At 70.2% G+C, this 20,251-nt stretch carries 8 protein-coding genes; 2 read left to right on the forward strand and 6 right to left on the reverse strand.

Features of this window, described 5'->3' with window-relative positions; translation table 11 throughout:
- The first annotated feature begins 3,428 nt into the window (after window positions 1-3,428).
- The gene (locus tag ORI60_RS02265; protein ID WP_266033417.1) at window positions 3,429-4,274 is read left to right on the forward strand and encodes an XRE family transcriptional regulator; all 846 of its coding nucleotides are present in this window, start codon (window positions 3,429-3,431) and stop codon (window positions 4,272-4,274) included.
- Here the strand turns inward: ORI60_RS02265 and ORI60_RS02270 are convergent.
- From ORI60_RS02270 to ORI60_RS02295, 6 genes are all read right to left on the reverse strand, one after another.
- Window positions 4,258-5,466 (reverse strand): MFS transporter, encoded by a 1,209-nt coding sequence (locus ORI60_RS02270; protein ID WP_266033418.1) that lies wholly within the window; start codon window positions 5,464-5,466, stop codon window positions 4,258-4,260. The two genes, ORI60_RS02265 and ORI60_RS02270, sit on opposite strands and share 17 nt — an antisense overlap.
- A gap of 139 nt (window positions 5,467-5,605) precedes the next feature.
- Window positions 5,606-6,217 carry a hypothetical protein gene (locus ORI60_RS02275; RefSeq protein ID WP_416234352.1) on the reverse strand — a complete coding sequence of 204 codons (612 nt, stop codon included), beginning with the start codon at window positions 6,215-6,217 and terminating at the stop codon, window positions 5,606-5,608.
- Window positions 6,218-6,735: 518 nt separating this feature from the next.
- Window positions 6,736-7,191 carry an SRPBCC family protein gene (locus ORI60_RS02280; RefSeq protein WP_266033420.1) on the reverse strand — a complete coding sequence of 152 codons (456 nt, stop codon included), beginning with the start codon at window positions 7,189-7,191 and terminating at the stop codon, window positions 6,736-6,738.
- 13 nt (window positions 7,192-7,204) lie between these two features.
- Window positions 7,205-8,065 (reverse strand): NmrA/HSCARG family protein, encoded by an 861-nt coding sequence (locus tag ORI60_RS02285; protein WP_266033422.1) that lies wholly within the window; start codon window positions 8,063-8,065, stop codon window positions 7,205-7,207.
- Between the two features lie 73 nt (window positions 8,066-8,138).
- On the reverse strand, window positions 8,139-18,545 hold the full coding sequence (locus ORI60_RS02290) for a calcium-binding protein (RefSeq protein WP_266033424.1): 10,407 nt from the start codon (window positions 18,543-18,545) through the stop codon (window positions 8,139-8,141).
- Window positions 18,546-18,722: 177 nt separating this feature from the next.
- Window positions 18,723-19,664, reverse strand: coding sequence for a D-2-hydroxyacid dehydrogenase family protein (locus ORI60_RS02295; protein ID WP_266033426.1), 942 nt, complete (start codon window positions 19,662-19,664; stop codon window positions 18,723-18,725).
- A gap of 179 nt (window positions 19,665-19,843) precedes the next feature.
- Here ORI60_RS02295 and ORI60_RS02300 point away from each other — a divergent pair, with 179 nt between their 5' ends.
- Window positions 19,844-20,149, forward strand: a complete 306-nt coding sequence (locus ORI60_RS02300) for a DUF3291 domain-containing protein (protein WP_266033429.1) — start codon at window positions 19,844-19,846, stop codon at window positions 20,147-20,149.
- Window positions 20,150-20,251 lie beyond the last annotated feature (102 nt).

The following is a 20,251-nucleotide window of genomic DNA, read 5'->3' on the forward strand; positions in this document are numbered from 1 at the left end:
CGCGGCGCTGATCGACGAGCACGGGCTGGAGGCCGTCACGAAGGCGTTCAACGCGGAGTTCAAGCGGCCGATCATCGAGAGCGAGCAGATCGAGGCGTTCGCCGGCGACCACGGCCACGGGAAGTTCGACGACTGGTCGCATCAGCTGTGGAACACGCTCGAGAACAGCCCGGCGTTCGCGGCGGACCCCGCCAGGATCGCCTCCGAGATCTTCAACCACGAGAAGGGCTACAACCGGGCGTTCAACTTCGCCCAGGAGATCGCGCTCATCGACGTGATGGGCGCGCCGCCGCTGTCCGACTCGATCGGTGACATCCCGGTCTACGGCCAAGACTCCTACAGCCAGGCGCTCTGGGTGCACCAGGTGCTGGCCAAGTCGATGCTCGTGCCGGAAGGCCTTGTCAGCCCGGAGCAGTTCACCCGGGCCGTCACGGACAACCGCGCGGAACTCGGTGCGGCACTGGGCGTCGAGGTGACGCCGGAGCTCATCACCGAGCTGAAGGAACACCTGCAGGGCGACGGCATGGTCGACGACGACTCGGCGCCGTCCGCTCCCCCGGTGGACGCGCCCGTGTCCCACACGCCGCCGGCCGACCCGAGCCCGCTGCACAGCACGGACACCAGCGCGGCGTGGTTCGACCCGCGGAACCCGGTGTCCTCGCAGGCGATCGCGGACGTCCGCGCCACGACCCCGGCCACCAGCTGGGTCCGCGGCGAGGACGGCGGTGTCCTCGACTCCACCAAGGTCGGCCCGCACGGCATCTCCATGAAGGCCTGGCGCGGTCCCATCGCCTACGACAACCGCGTGCTGGACGTCGACGGCGTGCCGGTCCGCGACTTCACCGTCCGGCTGCACCTGGACAACGGCACCGCCGACGTCCAGGACCGCACCCGCGCGGGCGTCGAGGAGCTGTTCAACCAGGGCTACCGGCTGCCCAGCGGCGAACAGTTCCACGTCACGGTCGAGTTCACCGGCAACCCCGCCGACGCGCACGCCACGATCAACGTCACCGACGACCCCGGCGGGCGGGCCAACCAGCTCACCTGGCCGGCGGACACCGACTCGCGGCGACTGGCGCACGAGGTCGGGCACTTCCTCGGGTTGCGCGACGAGTACCTGGAGACCGGCGACGTGAAGCCGATCTTCCAGCACCAGGACGGCAGGGGACGCGTCGTCAACGACAACTCCCCCATGACCCAGGGCATCGACGCGGCGGACGCCGCGCTGAAGCCGCGCCACCTCCAGCTGGTCTCCGACCGGATGGCCGCGCTGCAGACGCACAACCCGCCGCAGCCCGCCGCCGTCGAGGACTCCGAGCTGCCCCCGCCGAACATGCCGAAGCGGGGCAACGAACACCTGGAGTCCGACCCGGCGGGCGACGCCGCCAAGCGCACCCGCGAGGAGCTCGCCGAACTGTCCATCGAGGACAACGAGGTCGAGATCGAGATGACCGAGCCGGAGGTCACCCCGTTCAACGAGAACGGCGTGCACAACGCGGCGTACGAGAACCTCGCCCAGGGACACCCGCTCACGCGGATCACCGCGGAGAACTACCTGCAGCGGACGCAGGAGGGCATCGCCGCGAACGAGAAGCCGTCGTTCGTGGTCAGCATGATCGTGCGGGCGAGCGAGCTCGGCCAGCTCGACGACGTGATCAACGGTGTCATGGCCGGCGCGCAGGACGTGGACGGCCGCGTGGCGTTCGTGCTCGGCGTGAACGGCGCGACGCAGGCGGAGATCGACGCCGGGATCGCCGCCGCGACCCCGTCGGTCCACGGCCGCGCGGAACCTGTCGCGCTGGTGAGCGTTCCGCACGGACCCAGGGGCTTCAAGTTCGGCGAGACCCGCAACGCGACGCTGGACAGCGACGCGCACCTGTTCGCGGTGACCGCGCTGGCGGCCACCGGAACGCACCCGTACGTCGCGGTCATGGACTTCGACGCGGGCGACCGCACGACCCGCGAGGGCAGGCACGTCTTCGACCACGTCACGCAGCTCGTCGACGGCACGGTCGGCGACGACGCCGGCGACCCGTCCCGGCCGCTGATGATCGGCGGCGGGTACCGGGTCGCCGTGACGCCGGAGCAGCTGCACGCCGACGTCCTCGCGCGCATCGACGGCGACGCGAAGACCACGGACGCGCAGAAGGAGGTCCTGCGGGCGAAGCTCGCCGAGCCGGACTTCCACCAGCGGTTCGTCCAGGTGATCGACGCGGACATGCACGCGCGCCGGACCCAGCAGGGCATCCACCCGCTGCTGCCCTACACGCCGGAGCCGAACCTCTTCGTCGACGGCCTCGTGCCGCTGGCGGAGCCGGCGGTGCGGTTCGGCGAGGGCCAGGCGGAGTTCGGGCAGCTCGGCCAGTCGCTCAACCGGTTCTACGCCGCGGAGCTCGCCAAGCTGCACACCCCGGCCGACGCCGCGGACATGGACGCCGCCACCGAACGCGCCAGGGTGGACGTCCAGAACAACCGGCACCCGGTGCGCGGCCAGGCGTTCACGACCGACTTCGTGGCGGGCGACACCGGCACCGACCTGTCCAGGATCGCCTACGGGCTGCTCAAGGACGGCAAGCTGCCGCAGTCGCACACCGCGCTGCCGAACGTGTCGGAGCGGTTCCTCGACGGCAAGTCCTCCAAGGCTGGCACGAAGTTCGCCGACGAGCGCGAGCGCCTCGCCACCGGTCAGCACGCGGTCGTGGAGCCGTTCCTGCCGCCGGCGAACGGGCAGACCACGAACACGTGGAACCCGCCGCGCAAGATGGAGACGCAGCTGGGCGCGCCGCAGAAGAACCGGATGAACCCGGCGGTGTCCGCGCCGATGCCCGCGCCGTTCGAGCAGCTGCAGGCGGGCATCCAGAAGGACCAGAAGGTCGTCGCGGCCCACGGGCTGGTGGCGTCCGACCACGTGAGCACCGCACGGCGGCAGCTGCGGTTCCTCAACGAGGACCTGCTGGTCCGCCAGCCCACGCCACAGGTCACCGCCAACGGCCTGTACGCGGTCGTCGGCCAGGCCCGCGGGGTCGATCCGATCACGCTGCGCCAGCAGGTCGTCGGCCTGGCCGCCACCCACCAGGCCGTGACCAAGGCCGTGGCGGACTACTCCGTCGGCAGGCCGATGCACCAGGGCCACCTGTACGGGGCGCTGGTGGAGAACCAGAACTGGCACATGCACGCCGACGCGGCCGAGAACAACGGCTGGACCAACGCCCGTGACCTGCTCGGACACCTGATCGCGACGCAGCAGAGCGTCAACGTCCGGATCCACCAGGAAGGCCACGAGCCGGTGCTGCTGCGCCCGATGGGCCCGCCGTTCCCCGACACGGTCGAGGTCGAGCTGGTGATGGACGGGCGGCAGGTCACCTACCGGCAGTACCAGCCGTCAGGAGGGCTGCAGCCCGACGTGCAGATGCATTAGCGTGACCAGCGTGGACGAGTTCGCGCAGGCGCTCCGGACGGCGATCACGAATCGCGGTCTCGGTCTCGAGCGCCTGCGCGAACACCTCTCCCAGAACGGCGTGTCCGTCTCGATGGCGACGCTGAGCTACTGGCAGACGGGCCGCAGCCGTCCCGAGCGGCAGAAGTCGCTGCAGGCCGTCGTCCACTTGGAACACATCCTGCAACTGCCGCCCGGCCACCTCTCGGAACTCCTGGGCCCGCCGCGCCCGCGGGGCCGCTGGCTGCGCAACGCCCCGGCACCGATGTCCGCGTTCTGGTCCCCTCAGACGCCCGTCGAGCGGGCTTTGAACGGCCTCGACACGCAGTGGGACGACCAGCTCCTGCGCGTGAGCCAGCAGGACTTCGTGACGATCGGGGCGGACCGCACCGAGCGGGTCTTCCGGTCGCGGCAGGTGCTGTCGGCGTCGATGACGGGGCCCGACCGGTGGGTCGTGATCATGCACGTCGACGACCACGACCGGCCGTTGCCGCGGGTCAGCGCCCTGAAGAACTGCACGGTCGGCCAGGTGGTCCGCGAGCCCGCCGAAGGGCTGCTGGTCGCGGAGCTGCTGTTCGAACGGCCGCTGCGCAAGGGCGAGAGCGTCGTGATCGAGCACGAGCTGGTGAACCAGGACCCGTGTCCACCCGCGACGAACTACGAGCGCAAGTTCCGGCTGCCGACGCGCGAGTACGTGCTGGAGGTGACGTTCGAGGGCACCCCTCCGAGCTCCGTCACGCAGCTCGCGGACGGGTCCGCTGTCACGCCCGGCCGCACGCTGCTGGACGTGGCCCTGGACGTGCGGCCCGGTGTCCGCGGCTTCAGCTGGACCTGGTGAACCCCCTGGAGGACGGGACCAGCGCGGCGGCCGCGGGGGCGGCGAAGCAGACCACCGCGCAGACGCCCAGCACGGCGCTCACGCCGAACTGGTCGATCGCCGGGGCGATGAAGGCCAGGCCGACCGGCGCCAGGCCGTAGGAGAGCAGGAAGTCCAGCGAGGACACACGGGCCAGTTTGCCCGGTTCCACCTCGCGCTGGATCGCGGTGAACCAGGGGACGTTGAACAGCTCGATCCCGACACCCGCGACCGCGTACACCGCGACCAGCACGAACGCGTGCACCGGCAGGAGCAGGCCCAGCGGGATGAGGCCGTAGCAGGCCAGCCCGGCGAGCGCGGCCCAGCCCTGCGCCCGCGGCCGCCAGCGGGCCATCAGCGTCGCGCCCGCGAGAGCGCCGATGGTGTACGCGGTGGTCGCGGCCGCCAGCACCGCCTCCGTGTCGTAGCGGTCCCGGCTCACCACCGGCAGCAGGACGGCCGTGGCGGAGTAGCCGAAGGCGATCATCGCGGTCAGCGCGCCCAGCCCGGACAGCAGCCACGGGTGGCGGCGTGCCTCGCTCAGGCCTTCCAGGAACTCGGCCGTGAAGCCCGCGCGCGCCTCGGTCCGGACCGGTGCGGCCTTCCCGGCGGGTGGCACGAGCGTGGCGACGAGCCACAGCACGGCGGTGACCGCCAGCAGTGCCTTGGCGTCGGTCAGCAGCGCCGCGAGGGCGGTCAGGCTCGGCGCGACGAGCGTCGTCACCCTGATCGCGAGCGTGGTCGCCGCGTTGGCCTGCTGCCGCTGGGCCTCCGGCACCACCTCGGCCACCAGCGCCTGGAACGCGGGCCGGCAGGCGCCCTGCCCCGCGCCGACGATCGTCGCGGCCGCCGCCATGAGCAGCAGGGACCTGCCCATGCCCAGTGCGATGGCGGGCGTCATCACCGCGGCCGTGAGGCACGACCAGAAGACGACGTTGCGTCGTGAGTGCCGATCGGCGAACACACCGGCGATCGGCACCGCGGCGAGGAAGCCCACCGTTCTGGTGGCCAGCACGACACCCAGTTCGACGGCCGTGATGGACCGTTCGAGCACGGCCAGGCCCAGCACGAACGGCAGTGCCCACATCGCGAGCCCCGACGCGGTGGTGCCGGTCCACAGCCGCAGGAACGCCGTGTTCCGCAGGACAGACGGTGCCGTCGCTTTCTCTGTCACGACGCCCAAGGTCTCACCCCGGACGGGCGCCTGACCACACCGAGATCACTATTCCCGGTGACCGCGCACAGCGATGGGCGGGTGTTCCCCCGCGCCTCGAAGGGAACACCCGCCCGCCGTGCCGTCCGATGTGGACAGATCAGCCGATCTTCTCGATCCGCGCGTTGCGGATGAGGAACTTGCCCGGCTCGCGGACCTGTTCGAAGGCCGCGTTGTTCAGCAGCGCGCAGCTGCCGGACACCGACGCCACCTTGACGGTCGTGGACTTGTTGTTGTCCAGGTTCGTCACCTTGAGGGTGGTGCCGATCGGGAACGTGCCGCTGGACGCGGCGGGCGCGCCGCCCTCACCGGACAGCGTGACGGTCGAGCCGTTGCAGACCTGCTGGCCGGTGGCGCCGTTGTCGCCCTGGTTCGCGTCGGGCTGGGCGGAGGGCTGCGCGGTGGGCTGGTTGCCGGCGTTGTTGTTGCCCTGGCCCGCGTTGCCCTGGCCCGCGTCGGCCGCGCCACCGTCACCCTTGCAGCCCGCCGCCTTGCGTCGCTGCTGGATGAGGTCGACCACGGCCTGCCGGTTCGCGATGCGCGCCTCGGACTGCGAGTCCGGGCTGGCCTTCTGGCCCGCGATGAAGCTCAGGTTGTTCTGCAGCGCCTTGTCCAGCCCGCCGCAGTCCTCACCGGACGTGGCGGCCTGCCCGGCCTCGGGCTTGGCCTGGACGTCGTTGCCGCAGCCGGCCGCCGCACGCCGCTGGTTGATGAGGTTCACGACCTGCTGGCGGTTCTGGATGCGAGCGTCGGACTGCGCGTCCGGGTTCGCCTGCTGACCGGCGATGAAGTTCAGGTTGTTCTGCAGGGCGGTGTCCAGCCCGCCGCAGTCCTCAGCCGCGTTCGAGTTGGTGCCGCTGAAGGCGAAGATGCCACCGGCGACAGCCGCGATCGCCAGCACGGCGCCCGCGCCGATCATGGCGGGCTTGCGGTGTCGAGCGCCCATTCTGTGTCTCCTCGGGGGGTCGAACGGTGTTGTACCGATGACTACGGGGAGGTCACGGACGGGGTTCAAAACGGGCTGGACCTTGTTGTTTTTAAATGCTTTTAAGGTTTTCGCGGCAGTGGTGATCTTGCTGGTCAGCGTGCGTTTTCCGGGGTGCGGGGCACTTTGGTGCGGTGTAGCGGGAATCGGCCGGGTGGTGGGTGGCCGCGTGGAATCGCGAGCAATACCGGTAAGGCCGGTGGTCCTGTTGGGCGGACTCGCTTTGCTCGTTTTCCGCCTGGTCGTCAGACAGACTCGACAGCGCGCTTCAACCGCTCCAGCGTCGCCTCGATGTTGCGCTGGTTCGTCACAGCGCGGTCCTTGACCCCGGTCGCCAGCATCGTGAACGGCACGTACCAGCCGGGCCTGCGGTCCCACGTCGACTCGGTGACGCGGCAGCCGTCACCGGTCTCCTCGATGTCGTACTGCCAGCGCGCCACGGGCATCCCGAGCGACTTCACCTCGAACGCGAACCGGGTCGCGGAGCAGTCGGTCACCGTGGAGGTCGTCGGCCACTTCCGCCAGCCGCGCTTGTTGATGCCGCGAAACCGCGCACCGACCTGCGGACCCGCGGCGTTCAGCCACTTGCCGCCCGAGTACTCCTCGGCGCATCCGCTCAGCCCGCGGAGGTCGCTGACCAGGTCGAGAACTCGCTGCGGCGAGGCAGCGACGTCGATGTGCGCGGAGGCGTCCGGCGTCATGCCGCCGAACTTACTACGAGTAGGTTCGCTGCACCAGCCACTCGCGAACGGTGCGCGCGGCCGGCACGATCTCCCTCGTCGCGGCGATGTCCGCGGTGACGGGATTCGTGCGCAGCCATCGCCACATCCTCGTCAGGTCCTCGCCGACGAACCGGTGGAACAGCCAGACCGGCATCGGGAAGCCCCGCGGCGGACGACCGCGGGTCTCCCGCCAGAGCGCACGGCACTCGTCGACGCTCCGCACGTCCGCGCAGAGCGGGAGGTCCGCACCCACGAACCGGTCCGGCTCCGCGAACACCCTGGCCGCCACGGCGCCGACGTCGCCGGCCGAGAACCACAGCAGCGGCCGGTCCGCGCCGATCAGCTTCGGCATCAGGTGCCACATGGACACCGGCGGGTAGAAGTCCTTGTCCGTCATCAGTTCCATGAACGCCATCGGGCGCAGGACGGTCAGCGGCAGTCCGAGCGACTCCAGGTGGGCGCGCACCACCAGCTTGTTCTCCCATTGCCGCACACCGGTTCCCGGCACTCCCGGGCCCGCCGACGCGTACACCACGTGCCGCACGCCCTCCGAAGCCGCGGCGTCACCGACCGCACGGCCCTGCCGGACCTCCTCGTCGAGGCCGCTGGTCATCGGGTTCTGGACGCTGAACACCCCGTGCGCGCCCGCGAAGGCGGGACGCAGCGAGCCGGGCGACGCCATGTCGGCGCGCACCACCTCGGCCCCCGCCGAGGCGAGCCTGCCGGACGCGGGCGACGAGGGGTCGCGGGTCAGCGCCCGCACCCGCCAGCCGTCGGCCAGCAGGTGCCGCGCGACCGAGCCGCCCTGGCGCCCGGTCGCACCGGTGACCACGACCAGTCCGGCGTCGTTCATCGCCGACCTCCTGTCAGTCCGGCGCGGGGACACCCGGAGCCGCTACCCGCGCTCCGGATGCCCCCGCTCGTTCTCAGTCCGTGCAGGACACCGGCGAGTCGAAGTGGCCCGGTGTCGTGGGATAGGCGGGGCCGATCCCGTGCTGGTTGTTGTCGGACGGGTAGACCAGCGCCAGCTCGCGGAACGCCGAGGTGCCGCTGGTGGTCACGTCGCCGGCCGTCTGCCCGGCGCCCGAGCCCCACGCCAGCTTCTGCAGGAACACCTCCATGCCGGGGCTGCGCTGACGGATGTCGTTGTAACCGCCGTAGGAGGCCGGGCAGTGCGTGTACAGGTTGTACGCGCCGGCCCAGTCGATCAGGCGGTCACCGGGGTTCGGGCCGTTCTGCGCGCGGTCGGCCTGGAGCACGTCGCGGTCCCAGCCGCCGTAGATCCAGTCCGTGCCGTCGTGGTGCTGGTTGTCGGCCAGCGTCGCGGGAACGGCGGGGTTGTCGTTGGTCTTCTCGGTCATCTCGAACCACAGGCACGGGTCGACCGCGCCGTCGCCGAGCGTCTGCGGCCACAGGCCCTGCGCGCAGTTGCCGGGGTAGGAGCCGCGCGGGTTGAAGTCGAGCACGTCGGACCCGAGCGCACCCTGTTGCGAGGCGGGCGAAGTACCACCGACGCCGCCGAAGGTGTGGTCCAGGAACCTGTCGTTCGTGCCGCGGGAGGACGCGTCGAACACGCCGTTCGTGAGGCAGTCCGGCGTCTGGGCGTTGACCACCTGGTCGCAGCCCTTGCCGCCCCACAGCACGTCCGCGCCGTCGCCGCCGAACGTCCGGTCGCCGCCGCTGTCGGCGTTGACCAGGTCGTCGCCGAACCCGGCGTGGATGTTGTCGTTGCCCTGGCCGCCGCGCATGCGGTCGTTGCCGCCCTCGGCGATGCCGTCGTGCGGCATGGCCGGTGCGGCCGGGCCGCCGACGAACTGGTCGCCGTTGACGTCGTGCAGCAGGTCGGCCCTCCGGTCGTAGGAGCCGGCGCGGAAGCCCGTGTAGGACTCCTGCGGCACCGAGTTCAGGCTCACCGTGAAGCCACGCGCGGCCACGTCGTTGGCGTTCATGTGCTCGTTGACCACACCACCGCGGTCACCGAGCATCGCGTCCTCGCCGTCGCCGCCGAACATCACGTCGTCGCCGAGCTCGCCGTACATGTCGTCATCGCCGTTCTGGCCGTGCATGGTGTCGTTGCCGTCCTGACCCCACATGCCGTCGTTGCCGTCGTTGCCGAACATCGTGTCGTTGCCGAAGGCTCCACCGGTTTCACACGTGGCCTGTGCGGTCGTGCAGAACCTGGTCGACGGACCGATGTCGGCCACCCGCGAGACCGTCGCGTTCGAAGGCACCGCACCGGACTTGTAGCGCTCGGTGTAGACCTGCTCGGTCATCGACCCCGGCTGGCCCTGCGGCGTGCGCTTCAGGGAGCCGTTGTCCCCGAGCTGGACGTCGTCCTCGCCGTTGCCCTCGAACGCGTCGCCACCGTCGCGGAAGCCCTGGATCGTGCTGCCGCCGATCATGTCGTCCTGCCCGTCGGGGGCGGTGCCCACCAGCTGGTCGGGCCCGCTGGAGCTGCCCGGCCAGTCCGCGTCGTCCAACGGGACCACGGTGGTCTCCGACGACGGGGAGCCGAGCCCGCGGTCGCCGCGCAGCACATCGCCGCCGCCGTTGCCCTCCAGGTAGTCGGCGTCGCCGTCGCCGGTGAGGAAGTCCCCGCCGTCCTGGCCCCACTGGACGTCCACGCCCGAGCCGCCGGACATCCGGTCGTCCCCGAACCGGTCGGCCGGACCGGCCTGCAGGTCGTAGCGCTGCACGATCCGTTGCGCCATCGGGTTTCCACCGGAGGGAGCGAGCCGGATCGTCGCCCGCGTCGGGGTCTCCCCCTGCGCAGGCCGCAGCACGACGCCGTTGTCGCCGATGGCGACGTCGTTGCCCGGTCCGCCGAACACCGCGTCCGACGCGTCGAGCTGACCGGCAGTCGTGTCACCGGCACCGGACAGCGAGGTGCTGTTGCCGCCCACGAGGTCGTCGTCGCCCTCGTCGCCCTCGATCCAGTCGACGCCCTGCGAGCCTTCGACGTAGTCGTCGGAACCGTTGCCCTTCAGCCGGTCGGGACCGGCCTGTCCGAAGATCACGTCGTTGGCGTCGTCACCGTCCACCTGGTCCGGGCCGGACGAGCCGGCGCGCGGGGTGAGGCCGAGGTCGTACAGGGAGATCGCCCGTGCGGTCATGCCACGCTCCTGCACGACCCGGTGCGGTGTCCCACCGCGCACGAGCACGCCGTTGTCGCCGAGCACGACGTCCTGGGCGTTGTTGCCGTGGATGACGTCTCCCGCGTCCGGCTGGCCCACACCGGGCGAGTCCTCGGTCGAGCTGCCGCCCACGAGGTCGTCCTGGCCGTCGTTGCCGTCGATCTCGTCGCGGGCCGGGCCGCCCTCGGCGTAGTCGTCCGAGCCGTCACCGGTGATGGCGTCCTCGTCACCCTGCCCGTAGATCACGTCCGGGTCGTCACCACCGCTGATCTTGTCCTTGCCGGACGTGCCCGCGGCGGGCGTGTAGCCGAGGTCGAGCAGTGCGACCTTGTGCGCCTTGGCGAATCCTCGTCCGAGCGTGACCGGCGTGGCCTGCGCTCCGTCCACGAGGGACAGAACCGCGTTGTCACCCGCGATCAGGTCGGGACCGGAGTCGCCGAACAGGCTGTCCCCGGTGTCCGGGCGACCGGCGTTCGCCGCCACCTCGGAGCTGCCGCCGATGATCCGGTCCTCGCCGGCGTCACCGTGCACGACGTCGTCGGCGTTGTTGCCCTCCAGGTAGTCGTCCTTCGGGCCACCGAACACCTCGTCGTGCGCGAGACCTCCGAACGCCCGGTCGTCGCCGTCACCACCGAAGACGAAGTCCGCACCACCCGCACCGGCGTTCGCGCCGTCGAGGTCGAACGGCCCGTCCACGCCGTTGTCACCGATCACGACGTCGTTGCCCGCGTCGCCGTAGAGGAAGTCGCCGACGTCCGGCTCTCCCGCTTTGCGCGTACCGCCGATGACGCGGTCGTTGTCCGCGCCACCGAACGCGCGGTCGACGCCGTTGTTGCCCTCGATGACGTCGTCCTGGGCGCCGCCGTACAGGGTGTCGTCGTCGTTGTTGCCGTAGATGTCGTCCACACCGGCGTCGCCGTAGGCCAGGTCCTTGCCACCACCGCCGTAGATCGTGTCGTCGTCGTTGCCTCCGGCCAGCACGTCGTCACCGAGCTGACCGCACAGCCGGTCCTTGGCGGACCTGGCGTCCACGTTGTCCGCCTCGCCACCGGCGGCGACGATCTCGACCCCGGTGCCACCGGTGATCAGGTCGCGCCCGTCGTCGGCGTCATCCGGCTCGGCGGGCGGCGCCGACACGGGGTTGTCGCTCGGCGGCGTGCACGGGTTGGCGAACTTGTCGCCGAAGACCTCCGCGCCACCGTCACCACCGATGACGTGGTCGTTGCCGTAGCCACCGACGAGCAGCTTCGACGACGGCGTGACACCGGCGGGCAACACGCGGTGCTTGACGTTGCGCACCGGACCGAACACACCGCTGCCGGTCACGTCGCCCACATCGGACGGTTCCGCGATGACGTAGTCGTCGTGCGGGCCGCCGTACACCTTGTCCTTGCCGTAGCCGCCGGTCAGCACGTCGTTGTTGCCGCCACCGCGGATGTCGTCGACCTGCTCCTTCAACGAGTGACCGGTCACGAAGTCCACGCCCTGGCTGCCGTACACGGTGTCCGAACCCGTGCCGGTGTCCACGACGTTGATCGCGTCCTTGTTGTTGTCGCCGTTGAAGCCCTTGTCCGCGGGGCCGTGCTCGTCGACGCCGGTCTGCACCTCGGTACCGGTGTAGACCGTGTCGCCGCCGGAGCCACCGGAGATCCGGTCGCTGCCGGTGCCGCCGATGATCACGTTGGCCTGCGCGACGAGGTGCGCGGGCGGGTCGGCCTTGCCTTCCGCGAGCGGGCTGTCGGACGCGATGCCGATGTTGTCGTCGTCGGGACCGCCGTCGATCCGGTTCTTGCCCAGGCCGGCCGCGATCCGGTCCTTGCCCGCGCCACCGCCGACGGTGTCGTCCGCGCCGCCGACGGTGATCACGTCGTCGCCGTCGCCACCGGTCACCGTCGCGGTTCCCTTGCCGCCGAACGCGGCCGCGAGGTCACCGGTCGTGATCTGGTCCTTGCCGGGACCGCCGTGCACGACCGACCTGCCGATGCCCGTCTTGACCGAGTCGTCGCCGTCACCGCCGGTGACCTCGACGTCCTTGTCGAACGGCTGGGCTTCGGCCTTGGCGTCGTTCACGGCGCCGCTCTTGTCGCCGTCACCCTGGAAGACGATGATCCGCTTCCCCTCGTCGCCGGTGGCGTTGCCGACCACCTTCGTGAGGTTCGGGTCGCGGAACTCCTCGCGGAAGCCCAGCGCGCTCACGGCGAAGCCGTCGAACCCGCCACCGTCCTTGACGAGCTGGGTGATCGTCCACTTCTCCTCGTTGTCGTTCGCGGTCCACGCGGGGTGGTCGCGCTTGCCGATGTCGTTGTCACCCATGTGCAGCACCAGCGTCGTGCCGGCCTTGTGCGCGAGAACGGGTGGCGGTGGCGAGCAGTCGGGTTTCACGGAGAAGTCGAGCAACGTGATGTCGGCCAGCGTGAAGTCGAACGAGACGCTGAAGATCGAGAACCCGAGGGTGATGTACACCTTCAGGAACAGGCTCAGGCGTCCGTCCATGTTGAACAGGCACATCGGGTTGTTCAGCGCCACCTTGGAGAACTCGAAGAACCGGAACTTGCCGTCGTTGTTCGGGTCCGCCCAGGTGAGGTTGATCGTCAGCGCGACGCCGCCCTTGATGCCGACCTCGATCAGCACCACGCTCACCGCCGCGCCGGCGGCCAGCTCGCCGCGGAACGTCACGACGGGCAGCGGCTTGCCGGACTCGTCCTGCGTGACCAGGTAGATCGAGTCCAGAACGGACGCCGGCTTGCCCGACTCGACAGCCTTGCGGATGCCGAACGTGTCGAAGCCCGCCCGGAACCGCGCCTCGACCGAGGCGCTGCCGGAGATCGTCACCAGCACCGGCGGCGGCGCGTACACCGGGCCGAAGGACTGGCTGTAGGAGAAGCCGAGGCGCAGTGGTCCCGAGTCGAACCGGACCAGGTCCACGTCCTGGCCCATGATCAGGCCGAAGAGCTTCGCGGGCTCCTTCAGGATCGGGAACGTGAAGCCCGCCTTGTTGCCCTCCTCGCCCTCGGACACGACCTTCGCCCCACCGGCCGACGCGTCGATCTTCGACGCCAGGTCGCCCGGCGCGAGGTCGATCTTGTTCGTGTCGATCAGGGAAGCGGCGTTGTCCGGCGAGTTGGTCGTGGTCTTCGCCTTGTCGCCGAGCACGGCGAAGCTGCCGATGTCGATCGCCCCGCCGTTCTGGCTGATCTTGCCGATGAGCTGGATCGCGCGCAGGACCTTGTCCACGAACTCCAGTTCCGGCCCGCCGGCGATCGTCGAGAACTCCTTGGCGATGGTGACCAGGTTGACGTCACCGCCGCCCACTGCCCGCGAGAGGTCCGACAACACCGGGATCGGGGCGTAGAGCTGGTCGATGATCGGCTGGACCGGCTTGGTGAACAGCGCGATCTTCTCGACGATCGGTTTCAGCACCTGCCCGAGGAACTTCCCGGCGTTGAGCTGGACGTTGTTGAACGCGATCTCCGGTGTGCCGTCACCGGGCTTGCCGCCGAACGCGTTCCACTCCCACTTGAGGTGGAACCAGCCGTTGACGCCGGGCAGCGGACCGGCGCTCACGTCGAAGTCCCAGTCGATGCCTGCCTTGGCCTTCAGCGACACGTCGGTGACCTGGCCGACGTCGGCCAGGTCGGCCAGCGTGATCCGGTCGTCGTTGGCGGGCCCGCAGTTCTCGTAGCAGGCCGCCTGCCCCTTCTTGTGCAGGTCGACGACGAACATGCCGTTGAACAGGTCGGTCGCGCCGCCCGCGTGCTGCGTCAGGTTCACGTCGAGGAACGCCAGGCGCGCCTTCATCGCGTCGGGCAGCGTGAAGCTCAGCTTGACGCCGAGCTCGGGGTTCGGCCCGTCCTTGGTCGCCACGTAGAAGCCGCTGCTCTTGTCGACGCCAGCCTTGACGTGCAGGTGGTAGGCGAGCGCCGCCTTCATCTCCGGCGCGCCCGGCGCCGCCTTCAGCGACAGGCCGGGGATGCCGATGTCCAGCGGGCTCTCCAGCGCAAGAGTCTCCTTGTCGCAGTCGTTGCCGAAGACGTCGCCGTCGCAGACGTCGAACGTGAACGCCGCGCCGGTGATGTCCGCGAGCGACGCCGCGGCCGGGCAGTCCGTCAGCTTCGGGTTCGTCGTCGCCGGCACGTACGCGGGGCCGTTGGGCGTGTTCTTGTCGTCGAACAGGACCGCGTCCGCGCCCAGGTCGCCCTTGATCACGACCCAGTCGTTCGCGTTCGGGTCGGTCTTGCGGATGATCTTGTACCCGGTGGCGTACTGCGACTTCTTCCAGGTGATCCGGTTGAAGTTGTCGCCGGTCAGCGGATCGGCGCCGTTGGTCACCTCGGCGAGGGCCGGTGGCGCGTCCTTGCCCTGGGCGCTCGCGACGACGCCGTAGACGTACTTCTTCGCCCCGGCCGTGCCCTGCGCGGTGGCCTTCGCCTCGGTCGCGGGCTGCAACGTGGCGTCACAGGTGAAGCCGACGGAGACCGCACTGCCGACCGCGGGCTTGAGGTGGTCGTTGACCCACGTGGTGAGCTCGCCGGTGTTGTTCACCCGGCCGCCGCCCGGCAGCTTGGTCATCGCCTCCTGGATCTTGGCGCGCAGCTGGCCGAACTTGTCGGCTCCCTGCTGGACGTCGTCGCCGACCAGCGGCAGCTTGCCGTCGAACGCGGCCGTGCGCAGGGCGCGTTCGATCATCGCCAGGTACTTCTCGATACCATCGCCGAACTGGGAGAAGTCCAGCAGCGCGTCGAGGATCTTCTGCCCGAGGTCGGTGGGCATCTCGAACCGCTTGACGCCGCCGGGCAGGTCGGGGCTGAACGAGAAGGCCTGGTCCAGATCCGCGACCTGACGCGGCAACCGGACGATGAACGAGTCACCGGGGCTCGACAGCTTCGTCCAGTTGACGTTGTCGGAGCTCACGAACACCGGCATGACCGCGCACAGCGCGAGGTCGGTGCCTTGTGCCGGGTCGCCCTGGCAGGTCACGGGCTGGTTGTCGCCGTTGAGGGTCAGCTGCACGCCCTTGACGAAGTCGCTCAACGACACCGGGTTCTGCCCGCTGAAGCCGAGGTGCGCGTTGTAGTGCGCGTTCGCGACGGCCTTTTCCGGGCCCTTCGGGTTGCCGAGGGCGATGGACAACGGCCCGACCGAGGACTTCACCACACCGGTGATGCCGCCGTGCGCGGTGATGTCCACAGTGGAGTCGGGCAGGACCTTGAGCCCGCCCGCGTTCGCCGGTCCGTCGCCGGGTTCCAGCGGCAGCACGAAGCCGATCTTGGTGGAACCGGTCAGCGCGAGGCTGGCGGTGGCCTCTCCCTCGGCGCCGACCAGTGATCGCGCGGTGCCCTTGTCGTCGGTGAACGAGAACCGGACCGGCTGCGAGGTCGCGACCTTCCGCTTCACGTCGACCTTGAGCACGATCGACGGTTTCGAGTCGACGACCTGGTAGGCGAACGAGATGCCGCTGCCGGTGGGCAGCGCGGCGTTCAGCTGCGTGACCAGGTCCTGCAGGTAGTCCGGCGGTGCCGCGGTGAGCCTGTCGACCGCGTCCTCCAGCGGGCTGCGGAACGCGTACGCCGTGCCGTTCGCGGGCACCTGGCTCCACGGTCCGGCGAGCAGCACGCGGTTGTTGGCCGGATCGGCCGCCGCGACGACGGCGACCTGGGTGCCGACCAGCACGGCCCGGCCCTTCAAGTCGGGACCGAACGCCTTGTCGCCGGTCCTCGTGTCGTCGCGGAGGAAGCCCACGTTCACGCCGTTGATCGTCGTGTTGCCGTACGCACCGGTCCCCGCGTCGGCGCTGCCGAGCAGCTCGGACAGCGACTTGCCGACGACCGGCAGCGGCGAGGTCATGGCGGTCTTGACCTCGCCGTCACCGTCGACCGCCCGCAGCGAGCCGTTGAGCACCTGCAGCGCCTTGATGATCTGGCCGAACATCGCGCGCGGGTTGTTCGGGTCGAAGTCGAACGCCTTGGCCTTGTCGAGCGCGTCGAGGCCGGTGAACTGGATGTTCGCCGGGTCGGTGATGTCGGGCATGGTGACGCCGACCTGCACCGGCCCGCCGAAGAAGTCCTGGATGCCCGGCACGTCGAGCTTCACCGTGGCCGTGGCCTTGGCGCCGACCGCGACGGTGAGCAGGTTCTCCGGTTCGAGCGCGGGCGTCTGCGGGTTGTCGACGACCTTGGCGAAGATCTGCGACAGCGGCAGGTCGCCGTCGGCGTCGCCGACCTTCTTCAGGCTGATCGACAGCATGTCGGTCGCGCCGTCCTTGGTGGACATGTGCAGCTCGCCCGACATGTGCACCTTGAGGTAGCCGACGCTGCCGTTGACGTCGACGTTCGTGTCGACCGGGGCGCTCGCGCGCAGCAGCTGACCGCCGGTGCGCAGCAGGAACCGGTCGGGCGTGCGCGGCAGGCTGGACACGAGGGTCGTGGTGCCGTCGGGGTTCTTGTCCGCGAACGGGCAGCCGGTGGCCGCGGCGTCCGGGTCGAGCGACTTGCACGCGTCACCCTTGATCGGGTCGCGCAGGTCGAGCACCAGCGTCGCCTTGGCCTCGTAGGACGGCTTCACGGTCGCGGTGGCGTTCAACGCGTTGGCGCCCTTGAGCCCCTTGCCCGCGAAGACGTCGCCGAACGTGACCTGGCCGGTCATCGGGTCCGGCGCGTTGACCTTGTACGGCGACTTGTCCGCCGGGATGCCGCCCTGCCAGCCCTCTTCGAGCGTGATCTCGTCGGCGGTGTTGCCCTTCACGACACCCTGCGAGGTGCCGGCGGACACGATGCGCCCCTTGAACGCGTCGGCGGTCCACGGCTTGGCCTTGCCGACGTGCTTGAGGGTCGTGGCGGTGTAGGTGACGCCGTCGCCCTGGCCCGACGTGAGACTCGCGACCACGTCCAGCGGCCGGCCGTCGTTCGGCGCGTCCTGCTTCATGGTCAGCGTGAACTCGAGCTTCTTCACGTCGTCGCGGTAGCTCACGCCGGACACGGCGATGGGTCCGGTGTCGAGCTTGGTGAAGAGCTCCTGCACCGAGCTGAACTTGGGCAGCCCCGCCTTGGCCGGGTCCTCCTCCGGCTTGAACACGTTGTCGTCCACGAACTTCGCGAGCGCGCCGCCCGCCTTGACCGCGTCGGCGACAGTGCCGCGCATGAACGGCAGGTTCACGTTGCCGACCGGGTCGGCCGTCGAGCCCCACTGGGCGCGCTGCACCGCGTCGATCGAGCTGACCAGGTGGCTCAGGCCTTCGAGCAGGTCGCGCGGGCCGAGCGTGGTGAAGCGGGTGAGCTGGGCCAGGTCCGGGCCGGTCACGGTGATCGACGGCGTGCCGCTCGCGATGTCCGGCCACTGCACGGCGATCGTGCCGGTGAGGCCGCCGACGTTCGCTCCGGCGAGCTGCTGGGAGGTGAACTCGAGGCTGGCGTCGACCTTGCCGGCCGGGTTGCCGAGCCCGATGTGGAACAGGCCCGCCGCGGCGCCGGGCTCGGTGATCTCCGTGAGCCTGCCGTCACCGTTGGGGTCGTCGGCGAAGGCGGTGATGTTCGTGTCGACCGCGACGTGGCTGGCGCCCTTGTCGAGGTCGACGCCGAGGATGCCGAAACCCGCGGACGGCACGGCGTCCGGGTCGAGCACGCCCTTGGCGCCCACGCTGAACTTCGGCGAGTCGCCGTCCTTGACGAGCCAGAACGAGCCGGTGGACTCCTGGTAGGCGAAGTGGAACCTGGCGTCGAGCGTGAACGTCACGTCCACGGCCCCGGACGTCGTGAAGCTGACCGACGGGTCGGCGACGCTGATCGGCTGCTTGTCCGCGACCGTCGTCACGTGCAGCGCGGCGTCGACCCGCTTGATGCCGTTGGTGTCGCTCGTCTGCACGGTGAGGGTGCCCGGCCTGCTGTCGCCGAGCTGGTAGGTGCCCGCGAGGTCGGGGAAGTTCTGCTTGTCCTTCAACGGGTCGTGCACCGTCTTGGCGACGAGATCGCCGAAGCCGAGCGCCGCGCCGGGACTCACGCCCAGCAGCGGCAGCGCCTCCCCCAGCCTGCCGACGTTCGCGAGCTGTTTCGAGAAGTCACCGAAGGCGCTGATCCCCGCCAGGATCTTCTGCACGTCCGGTGCCTGGGCCACCGCCGGTGGACTGACCACGACGAACCCGAACAGCGCCAGCGCGCCGCTGGTCACCGCCGCGATCGCCCGCCTGCCGCTCCGCGAAAACCGCATGGCCGACCCGCCTTCTCGACGGCGTGGCCCCCGACGCCTCGCTGCCAGGTCAGTAGCTCCGATGAGGAGTGACACAGGACACACCTGTGCCACGACCGGGTAGTCGCCCCGCCAGAAGACGGCGTTAGCCCTGGATCCAGCGGTCGCAGCCAATCACCCGTCCGGAGTACGAGACACCTACCGTGAGTGGGTCAGCTCCCGGACGGGCTCTCCTCGGAGGAAGGCGTGAATGCCCTCAACGGCCTCTTGAAAGTAGGTGCGGTAGTTCGACGCGGTGACGTAGCCGAGGTGCGGGGTCGCGAGCACGTTCGGCAGCGACCGCAGCTCGTCGGCGACCGGCAGCGGCTCGGTCTCGAAGACGTCGAGGCCCGCGCCCGCGATCTTGTTGCCGCGCAACGCCTCCAGGAGCGCGGCCTGGTCGACGATGGCGGCGCGCGAGGTGTTGACCAGGAACGCGCTCGGCTTCATGCACGCGAGCGCGGCGGCGTCGACCAGGCCGCGGCTGCGGTCACCGAGCACGAGGTGGACGGACGCGAAGTCGCTCTGGGCCAGCAGGTCGTGCAGTCCGGACGCGAGGCGCACGCCCTCCGCCTCGACCCGCTCGGAGGTCAGGTGGGGACTCCAGGCGACGACGTCCATGCCGAACGCCTTGCCGACACGGCCGACCGCCGTGCCGAGGTGGCCGAACCCGAGCAGTCCGAGGGTGCTCCCGGCCAGGTCGACGCCCACGGTGCTCTGCCACGGGCCCCCGGCGCGGAACGCCGCGTTCTCGACGACGAGGTGGCGGGCGAGCCCCAGGATCAACGCCCACGTCAGCTCTGCCGGCGGGGTCTTCGCGCTGCCGGTGCCGCAGACCGTGACTCCGTGCGCGCGAGCGGCGTCCAGATCGATCGCGGCGTTGCGCATGCCGCTCGTGACCAGCAGCCGCAACCGGGGCAGCCGCGCGAACAGCTCGGCGGTGAACGGGGTGCGCTCGCGCATGATCACGACGCACTCGGCCTCGGCCAGCTCGGGGGCCGGGTCGTCCAGGTGGTCGCGCAGCACCGTCACGTCGAGGCCGGACCAGTCCGCGTTCGCGAGCGCCACACCCTGGTAGTCGTCGAGCACCACACATCGCATCGTTCGATCATGCCAAAGTAGGAGCATGGGAGCCTTCCACCTGGCGCAGGCCAACAACTCGACCGGGCTGTGGGCTTTCGACCACTGGAGGATGCGCGGGTTCACGAGCAGGATCGAGGCGATCAACGACCTGGCGCAGCAGGCTCCCGGCAACGCGCGAGAGCCCGACCTCGGAGCGGATGGCGAAAGATCTCGTCCGGCTGGGGCGCGATCCGATGCGGGAGGCCTACAACCTCAGCGTGTGGGAGTCGGTCGAGGCGCTGTGGGCCTTCGCGTTCAGCGGCGTGCACCTCGAAGCGGTCAAGCGCACCCGGCAGTGGTTCGAGCCGGAGAGCGTGCTCGACGTGATGTGGTGGGTCCCCGCCGGGTACCGCCCCACGACCGAGGAGGGCCTCGCGAAGCTCGACCTGGTGAAGGAGCAGGGCCCGACGCCGGAGGGCTTCACGTTCCGGCGCCGGTTTCCGCCAGGGCACCCCGGACGATGATCTCCACCAGCGGCCGGGGTCGATCGCCTCGCCCCGCGCGCACTGCTGCAGGAACAGACCCTGCACACAGGCGCCGACCCCGGCCGAGGCGGCGAGGGCCGG

It is taken from the genome of Lentzea sp. NEAU-D7, from assembly GCF_026242055.1.
In the GTDB taxonomy this organism is placed as follows: domain Bacteria; phylum Actinomycetota; class Actinomycetes; order Mycobacteriales; family Pseudonocardiaceae; genus Lentzea.